Source organism: Thermoanaerobaculia bacterium (assembly GCA_035260525.1).
GTDB lineage: Bacteria > Acidobacteriota > Thermoanaerobaculia > UBA5066 > DATFVB01 > DATFVB01.
The window spans coordinates 24,402-34,540 of record DATFVB010000175.1 but is presented as its reverse complement, the minus strand read 5'-3'; the positions used below and the strand labels follow the sequence as shown (position 1 = coordinate 34,540).

The 10,139-nt window shown below is 71.4% G+C and carries 9 protein-coding genes; 6 read left to right on the top strand and 3 right to left on the bottom strand.

Going from position 1 to position 10,139, the window contains the following annotated elements; genetic code table 11:
* Positions 1 to 1,965: ATP-binding protein (locus VKH46_08705; protein ID HKB70909.1), on the top strand; the 1,965-nt coding region annotated here is incomplete at its 5' end.
* Positions 1,962 to 3,320, top strand: coding sequence for a sigma-54 dependent transcriptional regulator (locus VKH46_08700; protein HKB70908.1), 1,359 nt, complete (start codon positions 1,962 to 1,964; stop codon positions 3,318 to 3,320). The genes VKH46_08705 and VKH46_08700, both read left to right, overlap by 4 nt.
* A gap of 443 nt (positions 3,321 to 3,763) precedes the next feature.
* Here VKH46_08700 and ftcD read toward each other — a convergent pair whose 3' ends face one another.
* Positions 3,764 to 4,666, bottom strand: a complete 903-nt coding sequence (gene ftcD, locus VKH46_08695; GenBank protein ID HKB70907.1) for a glutamate formimidoyltransferase — start codon at positions 4,664 to 4,666, stop codon at positions 3,764 to 3,766.
* 36 nt (positions 4,667 to 4,702) lie between these two features.
* On the opposite strand from ftcD, the gene VKH46_08690 reads away from it, so the two are divergent.
* The 4 genes from VKH46_08690 to VKH46_08675 are packed head-to-tail and all read left to right on the top strand — an operon-like array spanning position 4,703 to position 8,986.
* Positions 4,703 to 6,907, top strand: coding sequence for a tetratricopeptide repeat protein (locus VKH46_08690; protein ID HKB70906.1), 2,205 nt, complete (start codon positions 4,703 to 4,705; stop codon positions 6,905 to 6,907).
* Positions 6,904 to 7,560: an RDD family protein gene (locus VKH46_08685; protein ID HKB70905.1), complete on the top strand. Its 657-nt coding sequence runs from the start codon at positions 6,904 to 6,906 to the stop codon at positions 7,558 to 7,560. The genes VKH46_08690 and VKH46_08685 overlap by 4 nt, the downstream gene beginning before the upstream one ends.
* Complete coding sequence (locus VKH46_08680) at positions 7,557 to 8,240, top strand: class I SAM-dependent methyltransferase (GenBank protein ID HKB70904.1); 684 nt, start codon at positions 7,557 to 7,559, stop codon at positions 8,238 to 8,240. The genes VKH46_08685 and VKH46_08680 overlap by 4 nt, the downstream gene beginning before the upstream one ends.
* On the top strand, positions 8,237 to 8,986 hold the full coding sequence (locus VKH46_08675; GenBank protein HKB70903.1) for a dolichyl-phosphate beta-glucosyltransferase: 750 nt from the start codon (positions 8,237 to 8,239) through the stop codon (positions 8,984 to 8,986). The genes VKH46_08680 and VKH46_08675 overlap by 4 nt, the downstream gene beginning before the upstream one ends.
* 566 nt (positions 8,987 to 9,552) lie before the next feature.
* Here VKH46_08675 and VKH46_08670 read toward each other — a convergent pair.
* Entirely contained in the window at positions 9,553 to 9,798 is a 246-nt protein-coding gene (locus VKH46_08670; protein HKB70902.1) for a YgiT-type zinc finger protein, read from the bottom strand.
* A complete protein-coding gene (locus tag VKH46_08665) occupies positions 9,779 to 10,108 on the bottom strand; it encodes a DUF4258 domain-containing protein (protein HKB70901.1) in 330 nt (109 codons plus the stop codon). The genes VKH46_08670 and VKH46_08665 overlap by 20 nt, the downstream gene beginning before the upstream one ends.
* Positions 10,109 to 10,139 lie beyond the last annotated feature (31 nt).

Sequence of the window (10,139 nt, the reverse complement as noted above, 5' to 3'; positions counted from 1 at the left end):
GACGTCGTCCTGATCGCGGCCACCCTCTTCGTGATCTTCCGGGCGCTGATCAAGCTGCTCCTCGAGCGCCGGCGGGGGGTCCTGGGGGCCAAGTTCAAGACGAAGCTCCTGATCACGCAGCTCGGCCTGACGGCGATCCCGATCGCTCTCCTGTTCCTCGCGGCGACCAACCTCCTCCAGCGTTCGATCGACCGGTGGTTCTCCACACCCGTCGAGACGATCGTCAACCGGTCGGAAGCGCTGCGCGACGTGGCGGACCGCCGGCTCGCCGACGCGGCGAGCCGCGAAGCGCGGGCGGTCGCGCGGATCCTCGACGGGTCCCCGGCCGCCGACCCCGAAACGGTGATCGCCGCGGATCTCCGGCTCCGCGATTTCTCGAGCCTCGAGCTCTATCCCGAGAGCGCGGAGCCGGTCCGCGTCTCGTCCGGGGGGCTGCCGCTCCCCCCCGCCGCGGGCGCCGCCTCTCTCGCCGAAGCGCGCGCGCGCGGGGAATCCCGGTGGGTCGACTTCCTCCACGACGGCTCGCGGTGGTTCCGGAGCGCCGCGACGAGCCGGCGCGGGATCGTCGTCGCCGGCCTCCGCGTGACGCGGGCGGAAGCGGCGGCGGGCGACTTCGTGGCGGGCGCGTGGAGCGATTACCGGAAGATGGAGGTGCAGAAGTCGGCGATCAAGGCGACGAACATCCTCGTCTTCACGCTGCTGACGCTCGCGCTCCTGTTCGCCGCGATCTGGACGGGGCTCACGCTCGCCCGGCGGATCACGGCGCCCATCGGCGCTCTCGCCGAGTCCACGAAGAAGATCACGCAGGGCGACCTGACGGCCGAGGTCGACGTTCCCGCGAGCGACGAGCTCGGCGTGCTCGTCGAATCCTTCAACACGATGACGGCGGAGATCCGCGAGACGCGCCGCCGCCTCGAGCAGTCCAACGTCGACCTCACCGCGATCAACCGGCGGCTCGACCGGGAGCGCCAGCTCCTCTCCACGATCCTCGAGACGGCCCGCACCGGAATCGTCGCCGTCGACCCGGCCGGACGCGTCCAGCTCGCCAACCCCGCGGCGCTCGAGATCCTCCGCCTCGACGCGGTGCCGACGACCCTCGACGCGATCGCCGCCCGGCCCGAGCTCGCGCCGCTCTTCGAGGCGCTCGCGGCCGCGCGCGGCGGCGCCAGGCCCGCATTCCGCGAGATCTCTTCGGGCACGCGCCGCGCCGAGGTCGCGGTCGCCGCGATGCCGGGGGAGGAAGGACGGTCGCGCGGCTTCGTGATCGCTCTCGAGGACACGACCGAGGTCGCGCGCGCCCAGCGCCTGCAGGCGTGGACGGAGGCCGCGCGGCGCGTCGCGCACGAGATCAAGAACCCGCTGACGCCCATCCGCCTCTCGGCCGAGCGCATGGTGAAGAAGATCCGGGCGGGCGATCCCGGGGCGGCCGAGGCGGTGCGGCAGGGCGCCGCCGTCATCATCGAGGAGGTCGACCTGCTCAAGGCCCTCGTCGACCAGTTCTCGAAGTTCTCCCGCATGCCGGAATCGCGCCCGGCCGACACGAACCTCTCCGCGCTCGTCGAGAAGACCGTCGCGCTCTACCGCGACGCGAAGGAAGGGGTCGCGATCGCGCTCGAGGACCGGCTCCCCCGCCGCCCGTACCGGCTCGACGGGCAGCAGGTGCAGCGCGTCCTCGTCAACCTTCTCGACAACGCGCTCGAGGCGTGCGCCGCGGGCGGAACGATCGTCCTGTCGCTCGAGGAGCGCTCCGGGACGCTCACGATCCAGGTCTCCGACACGGGTTCCGGCATCGGGCCGGAGGACCGCGAAAAGATCTTCCTTCCCGACTTCTCCACGAAGCCGGGCAGCTCGGGGCTCGGCCTCGCGATCGTCTCGCGCATCGTGGCCGACCACCGCGGCACGATCCGGTGGGAGGAGAACCGCCCGCGCGGCTCGCGCTTCGTCATCGAGATCCCCGCCGCATGAAGAAGCGCCGCGTCCTCGTGATCGACGACGAGCGGGCGATCCGGCAGACGCTCGCGCAGGTCCTCGCCGACGAGGGATACGAGGTGGAGTCGGCCGCCGACGGCGTCGAGGGGCTCGACCGGCTCCGGCGCGAGCGGTTCGACCTCGTTTTTCTCGACGTGTGGCTCAAGGACAAGGACGGCCTCGCGATCCTCGCCGAGCTCGGCGAGAGGGCGTCGACCGTTCCCGTCGTCATGATCTCCGGGCACGCGAACGTCGAGACCGCGGTGCGAGCCGTCAAGTCCGGAGCATACGACTTCCTCGAGAAGCCGCTCTCGCTGGAGCGCGTCCTCGTCACCGCGCAGAAGGCGATCGCCCACCGCGATCTCGAGGAGGAGGTCGCCCGCTTCCGCGAGAAGGCGTCGGGGGAACAGCTCCTGATCGGCGAGACGCCGGCGATCGTGAAGCTCCGCGAGGAGATCCTCCAGGTCGCGCCGACGGACGCGCGCGTCCTCATCACCGGCGAGAGCGGCACCGGCAAGGAGATCGTCGCGCGCGCGATCCACCGCCACTCCCACCGGCGCCCGGCGCCGCTCGTCGAGGTCAACTGCGCGGCGATACCGGAGGAGCTGATCGAGTCGGAGCTCTTCGGGCACGTGCGCGGCTCTTTCACGGGCGCCTCGGCCGAGCGCGCGGGCAAGTTCGAGGAGGCCGACGGCGCGACGATCTTTCTCGACGAAGTCGCCGACATGTCCGCGCGCACCCAGGCGAAGGTGCTGCGCGCGCTCCAGGAGGGGCGTTTCACGCGGGTGGGCGGGTCGAAGACGATCGAGTCGGACGCGCGCGTGATCTCGGCGACGAACAAGAGCCTGCCCGAGGAGATCAAGGCGGGGAGGTTCCGCGAGGACCTCTACTTCCGGCTCGCCGTCGTGCCGCTGGCGCTCCCGCCGCTCCGGGAGCGGAGCGCCGACGTTCCGGAGCTCGCGATGCACTTCCTGCGGGATGCGGCGCAGAAGGCCGGGCAGCGGCCGAAGACGTTCTCCGACGCCGCCCTGAAGAAGCTCAGGGCCTACGCGTGGCCCGGGAACGTCCGGGAGCTCAAGAACCTCGTCGAGCGGTTGATGATCATGTCGCCGGGCGACACGATCGATCTGCGGGACCTGCCCGTCGAGATCGTCGAGAGTGACGCGATCCTCGTCCCGGCGGACTTCTCGACGCTCCGCCAGGCGCGCGACGACTTCGAGCGGCGGTTCATCCTGACGGCGCTCCGGAAAAATCGCGGCAACGTCACCCGCACCGCGGAGGAGCTCGGTGTCGAGAGGTCGCACTTTTACCGGAAGTTGCGCGGGTACGGCATCGACGTGGAGAGGGAATAGGCGCGCGGATGCATCGAGCCGGGCGGGCGCGTGTCAACCGCCCGCGGGCTCAACATACGCCACCGGTATGCCTCGCCCGCGGGCCGGCTGCCCCGCATCCCGTCCGCCTTCGCCAAGGCTACGGCGGATCGAGGCGGCAGGGGTGCTCGCTTCACAACGGCCGTTCGGGACGATCAATCCGCCATAGCTCGTCAGAGCGACGGCGGACCGGGCTCGCGCCTCCACGCGCCTCGTCGTTTGACGGGTGAGGCGGTCGGGGCCCTTCGCATCGCGGGGGACCCTGCGCGAAGTAACCGAGCGCAGGTTCCGCGATGCGGGAGCGGGAGCGTCGGCGAGGGGGTGGCGGTCGGCGCGGTCGAGTCGCTCGTTCGACGAGCCGCGCCGCCGTCACGCGCTCCCGGTCCCCGAGCCAGCTCCCGCGACGGTATGCATCGCTGCGCCCGCTAATCCGCCTTCATGAGCTTCGTTTCGAGCACCAGATCCGGGCTGAACTTCTCGATCCGCAGGTAGAACTCCGCGGCCTCGTAGAGCGCCTCGGCGGGCGTCAGGCCGACGATCTCGCTCCCCACGACGTTGACCCCCCAGCGCGCGGCCTCCGACTTGACGCACTCGAACACGCGGAAGAGCGGCGTCTTCTTGTAGTTCGTCATGTTGATCGACACCTGGACGATCCCGCGGTCCTTCAGGTCGACCGCCATCGCCTTGCAGTAGCGGAAGCCGCCGCCGATGTGGCGGATCGACTTCGCGATGCGGTCGGCGACCGCGAGGTCGGCGGTCCCGAGGTTGACGTTGTAGGCGATGAGCGGCATGCGCGCTCCCACGACGACGGCTCCGGCGGTCTCGTGCGGAGCTTCGGGGCCGAAGTCCGGCTTCCACTCCGGATTCTTCATCTTCTCGGCGAGCCCTTCGAACTCCCCTTTCCGGATGTTCGACAGGTTCCGGCGCTCTTCCGACGCGGCGGCGTCCTCGTAGAGATAGACGGGAATCCCGAACCGGTCCGCGATCGCGGCTCCCGCCTCGCGCGCGAGCGCGACGCACTCCTTCGCGTCGATGTCGCGGATCGGGATGAACGGAATGACGTCGACGGCGCCGAGCCGCGGATGCTGGCCCCGATGGCGCCGAAGGTCGATCCGCGGCAGCGCCGCGCCGACGAGCGCGACCGCCGCGTCGCGGACGGCGGCCGGCTCGCCGACGAAGGTCAGCACCGAACGATTGTGGTCGGGATCCGACGTCAGATCGAGCACCTTCACGCCGGGGACCGCGGCCGCCGCGGCCGCGATGGCGCGGATCGCTTCGACGTTGCGGCCTTCGGAGAAGTTCGGAACGCACTCGACGATCTGCTTCAATTTCCCACCTCGCTTTGCTATTCTTGCCGGACTTCGATGGCCGACAATATCGCTTATCCCGGCAATCCGGGGCTCCCCAGGGAAGTCCGGGAAAAGATCCTGTCGACCTTCCGCCACTCGCTCAATCTGTTCAAGGCGGGGAAGACCGAAGATTGCGCGGTCGGCTGCGATTTCATCCTGAAGATGGACCCCCGGTTCGTCCCCGCCAAGCGCCTGCTCGAGAAAGCGCGCGACTCGAATGCGCCGGTGGACCTCGCGGAGCTCGAGTCGTACGTCGCCGAGACGCTCACACCGATGGAGAAGCTCGGCGCCACCGCGCCCGACAAGCTCCTCATCTCGGCAATCGAGGCGTACGCCGACCGCGATTTCGACCGCGCGATCGAAGCCTCGAACCGCGTGCTTTCGGTCCTTCCGGGAAACAACGACGCGCGGGAGATCCTGGAAAAGGCGACGCGAAAGAAGGAGCTCCAGCCGCACGTCGAGAATTTCCGCCAGCGCGCGCTCTTCGCCCTCGAGTCCGGGCAGGTCGACGAGGCGCGCCGCAATTTCGAGCGCATGCGGAGCCTCGATCCGGAACACCCCGAGGTCGAAAAGCTCGCCGAACGCCTCCAGGAGGCGACCGCTCCGACGGCCGTCCCGATCCCGGACGCGACGCCCGCGCCGGAGGAGCCGGAGATGCCCTCCTTCGAATTTCCTTTCGGCACCTTCGAGAACGCGGCCGAGCCGGCCGCCGAGCCGTTCGGGTTCGCTCCGGTGCCGCCGGCCCCGGAGCCGTCGACGCCGCCGGCGCCTCCTTCCGAGGCGACCGGACCGGTCGCGCTCGACTCGCTTTCGCTCGAGATGCCCCCCGGGGAGGAGTGGTCGCCGATGCCGAGCCCTTCGGCCCCGGGCTCGGAGCCGCCCGCCCCCGAGCCCTCGAGCTTCGCGGATTTCTGGAACACGACGGCCCCGGAGATCTCCCTCCAGGAGCCGGCGCCCCCGGCGGCGCCGACGTCGGCCGCCTCCCCCGAGATCCGGCGGCTCCTCGACGAGGGCGATCGGCTCTCCGAGAAGGGCGACCAGCAGGGCGCGATCGAGGTCTGGTCCCGCGTCTTCCTCTCCGATCTCAGCAACCCCGAGGCCGCATCGAGGATCGAGAACGCGCGCACGCGCCTCGTGGAGACGCATCGGCGGGTCTCGGAGGCGATCAAGCAGGGCCGCACGCTCTACGAGTCGGGCCAGCCGAAGGAGGCGCGCGAGAAGTTCCTCGAGGTCCTCGCCATCGACGAGAACGAGGCGACCGCGCGGTCGTACCTCCACCGCATCGAAGAGGATCTCGCGCGTCCGGCCGTGTCGTACGACCTGTCGGCGACCGCCCCGGCCGGGGACGTGCTCGCCGAAGAGGAGGAGGCCGCGGCCGAAGAGGGCCGGCGGACCGCCGTTGCGCCGCGGCCGGCCGCCCGCCGCCGGATCCCCGTCCTCCCGATCGCGGTCGCGGCCCTCGCCGTGGCGATCGGGATCGGGCTCTTCCTCGTGTTGCGGCCGCGCGGAGCGGGTGCGCCTCCGCCGGCTCCGGCGAAGAGCGCCACGGCGCCCAACCCGATCGCCGAAGCGACCCGTCTCTTCCAGGAAGGAAAGGTCGACGATGCCCGCGACGCGCTGATGCGCGTCCCTCCCTCGAGCCCGTACTACGCGCGGGCGCAGAAGATGCTCGCGAACTTCGGCCCCGCGACCCCGCCGCCGGCCGCCGAGAACGCGCCCCCTCCCGCCACGCCGGGAACGCCCCCCCCGGCCAACGCCGCGGCGCAGCGGCAGGAGGCCGAGCAGGCGCTCGCCGACCATCGCTACATCGCGGCGCTCACGGGGTTCCACCAGAGCGCGATCGCCTACCCGGACGACGCCGACATCAAGCGGGAAATGGCGCAGGCCGCCGAGAAGGTGCAGGAGATCTCCCCCGCCGTGAAGCTCTTCAACGACGGGGACTACGACTCCGCGCTTCCCATCCTCTGGCGGCTCTACCAGGCCGACCATCAGAACGCGGACGTGAAGTCGTATCTCGTTCGCTGCTATTACAACCAGGGAGTGATCGCGCTGCAGAACAACCTGTACGACCGGGCCTCGAAGGCGTTCGGCGACGCGCTGGGCGTGGACCCGGACGACGCCCTGTCGAAGCGCCAGAAGGCGTTCGCGGAACGCTATCTCAAGAAGCCCGCGGACCTCCTCGCGCGCGTCTATTTGAAGTACCTCCGACCGCGGCCGTGAAACGCCGCGATCCCGACGAGCCCGAGCTGTGGTCCGGCGACCCTTCGCCGGATCTCGAAGGGGATCTCGGCGGAGCGCCCGACGATCCGCTCGGCCGCGTCCTGATCCACCACCCGCCCGCGCTGTTCCCCGGCGCGGAAGCCGAGCGGGGCGCCGCCGCCGCCGCGGCGCCGGAGAGCGTCTCGCTCTTCGGCGACGAGCCGCCGCCCGCGGCCGAGGCGCCCGAGCCGATCCTCCTCGCCGCCCCCGCCGGACCGCGGCTGACGGCATTCGTCGCGGACGCCGCGGCGTGCGGCATCGTCGCCGGCGCGAGCTTTCTCGGTGCGGCCGCGCTCGTGCGGCGGTCCCCGCCGGGAATCGGGTGGCTCTGGTGCGCGCTTTTTGCCCTGCTCCTCTCTTTCTTCCTCGTCGTCCCGACGCTCGTCCTCTTCGGCCGGACCCCGGGCATGGCGCTCGCGGACCTGTCGGCCGAGGACCCCGAAGGCGAAAAGCCGCCGCTGGCGACCTCCGTCGTCCGCTGGGCGGCGACCGCCGCGACAGCCGCGCTCGCGGGGCTTCCGCTCGCGACGATCCTCTTCGACCGGCGCCGGCGGACGCCCGCGGACATCCTCTCCGGACGACCGCTCGTCCCGCAGCGGGAGCCGGCCGCCTGACCGTCGCGGACGCGTCCCGCTACCGCTGGAAAGAGATCCCCGGCTCGTCGCACGATCGCCTCCGGCGGCTCCTGCTCGCGCTTCCTCCCGGCCGGACGATGCTCGACCTCGGCGCGGGCGCCGGGCACCTCGGAAAGGCGGTCGCCGGCCATTTCTCGCACGTCGCGGGGGTCGAGGCCGATCCGTCGGCGCGGCCTCCGATCGGCGCCTACGACGAGTGGGTGGCCGCGTCGGTCTCCGGCGAACTCTCCTGGAGCCGCCGCTTCGACGTCGTCGTCTGCGCAGACGTCCTCGAGCACGTCGCGGATCCCGAGTCCGTGCTCGCGCGGGTCCGGGAATGGATCGCTCCGGACGGGCTCCTCCTCGTCTCGCTCCCGAACGTGGCGAACGTCGCGGTGCGGATCTCCCTCCTCGCGGGCCGGTTCGAGTACGCCGACGCGGGGATCCTCGACCGCACCCACCTGCGCTTCTACACGCGCCGGAGCGCCCGCCGCCTGGTCGAGGGCGGCGGGTTCCGTATCCGCCGCGTCCGGGCGACGCCGATTCCGGCCGAGCTCCCGCTCCCGGTTCTCGGCCGCGCCCCACTCCGTGCGCCCTCGCGCGCGCTCTTCTCGTCCGCCGCCCGGCTCTGGCCGGCGCTTTTCGGCTATCAGTTCGTCATCGAGGCGGAGCCCGCGTGAGGCTCTCCGTCGTCGTTCCCGCCTACAACGAGGAGCGCCGCCTCCCCGCCACGCTCGCGAGGATCGGCGAATACGTCGCGAGCGCGGGAGAGACCGGATGGGAGATCGTCGTCGTCGACGACGGCTCCGCCGACCGCACGGCCGAGGCGGCCCGAGCCGCCGGCTCCGCGGGGGGCATTCCCGTCGAAGTCGTCGTCCTTCCCGCCAACCGCGGCAAGGGAGCGGCGATCCGGGAGGGCGTGCGGCGGTCGCGCGGAGAACGGGTCCTCGTGAGCGACGCCGACCTCTCGACGCCGATCGAGGAGTGGACGAAGCTCCGCGACGCCGGGGCGCCGCTCGCGATCGGATCGCGCGCGATCGACGAGGCGACGGTCCGCCGCCGCCAGGCGTGGTACCGGCGCGCCCTCGGCAAGGTCTTCAACCGGATCGTCCGGACGCTCTCCGTGCCGGGGATCCGGGACACGCAGTGCGGATTCAAACTGTTCGACGGCGCCGTGGCGCGCGACCTCTTCGCGGCGGCGCGGATCGACCGGTTCGCGTGGGACGTGGAGATCCTCGCGATCGCGCGCGCGCGGGGGATCCCGATCGCCGAGGTCCCGGTCCTCTGGTTTAACTCGCCGGAATCGAAAGTATCGGTCTTCCGCGACCTGGCGCCGACGGTGCGGGACCTGCTGAGGATCCGGCTGCGGATGCGGCGCGAGGCGAAGGCGGCTCGGAGGACGGAGCAGGCGGCCCCGCGAGGGTAGATCGCCCGGAGCGGCCACCGCGAGACGGGCCCGGATGCGAAATCCCCGGGGCCCCTCGCATCGCGGAAAGCTTTCGCCGAAGGATATCCAGCGGGCGACATGAGTCGCCGCCGCGAAGCGGCCGGCGCGGGAGCGCCGCGCGCGCCGATCGCCGCGCACGCCCGTGTGCGAGCCACCGAGGCGAAAGCTCCGCGATGCGGGAGCGGGAGCGCCAGCGAGGGGGTGGCGGTTGCGCGGTCGAGTCGACACAAGGCTGCGTCCCTAAGCGACGCCACCGCGCGACTTCTCCCGCCGGGAGAAGGCGGCGGCCGTAGGCCGCCGGATGAGGGAGGTTCGACGAGCCGCGCAGCCGCCACGCGCTCCCGTTCCCCGAGCAAGCTCCCGCGACGGTCGGGATGACAAGGTATGTCCGGCTCCTCGAATCGAGAGCAACCTTGAGGCGCGGCGAGGCGCGAACCCGACGGGATGCGGGTGGCCGGCGGCGACCGCAGGCGTACTGAAAACGTACGTCGGAAGGAGACGCCGGCCGCACGCGCCCGTCCGGCTCGATGCATCGCCGCGCCGGCTTACAGCACGTGGAAGGTGCGGCCGACCGGCTGCAACCCCGCCGTCTCCTTCTTCTCCAGCCGGGCGCGCACCGCCTCGAACTGGCGAATCGCCTTCTGCGTGTAGATCCGGCCGGCGCAGCGGGCGCAGACCTCGGCCTGGACCTTCAGCACCGCGGTGTCGACACCGCCCCGCAGGAGCTTCTCGACGATGCGGTCGACCAGCTCCCCGCCGCAGAGCGGGCACTTATCGAACGGCCACTTCATCCGATTTCTCCTCCCGGCCGCCGCCTTCCGGGCGGGCGATGCGGTACGCGTTGATCAGCACGGTCCACCCCGTCCGGGCGTTCCAGGCCCAGACGGCCTCCATCGGCTCCCCGTCCGCGAGCTTCGCGGCGACGCGGCAGGCCGGATAGGGGCCCGCATCGGCCGCGAGCTCCTCGACGATCTCGCCGTGCGCGACGGCCGCGCAGACCTGGTCGATCGTGAGGCGGTGCGAATGGAGCTCCTCGTCCGCCCGGTTCGTGATTCGCACGCGTCCGAGCCCTACCGCCGCCGCCAGTTCGTCGATTTTCATGACACCACCGTGCAAGACGCCCCGGAACGCC

What these genes read in the sequence shown, in the direction of transcription:
- VKH46_08665 (HKB70901.1), bottom strand. Translation starts at nt 10,108, where the DNA reads ATGAAAATCGACGAACTGGCGGCGGCGGTAGGGCTCGGACGCGTGCGA.
- VKH46_08670 (HKB70902.1), bottom strand. Translation starts at nt 9,798, where the DNA reads ATGAAGTGGCCGTTCGATAAGTGCCCGCTCTGCGGCGGGGAGCTGGTC.
- VKH46_08690 (HKB70906.1), top strand. Translation starts at nt 4,703, where the DNA reads ATGGCCGACAATATCGCTTATCCCGGCAATCCGGGGCTCCCCAGGGAA.
- VKH46_08700 (HKB70908.1), top strand. Translation starts at nt 1,962, where the DNA reads ATGAAGAAGCGCCGCGTCCTCGTGATCGACGACGAGCGGGCGATCCGG.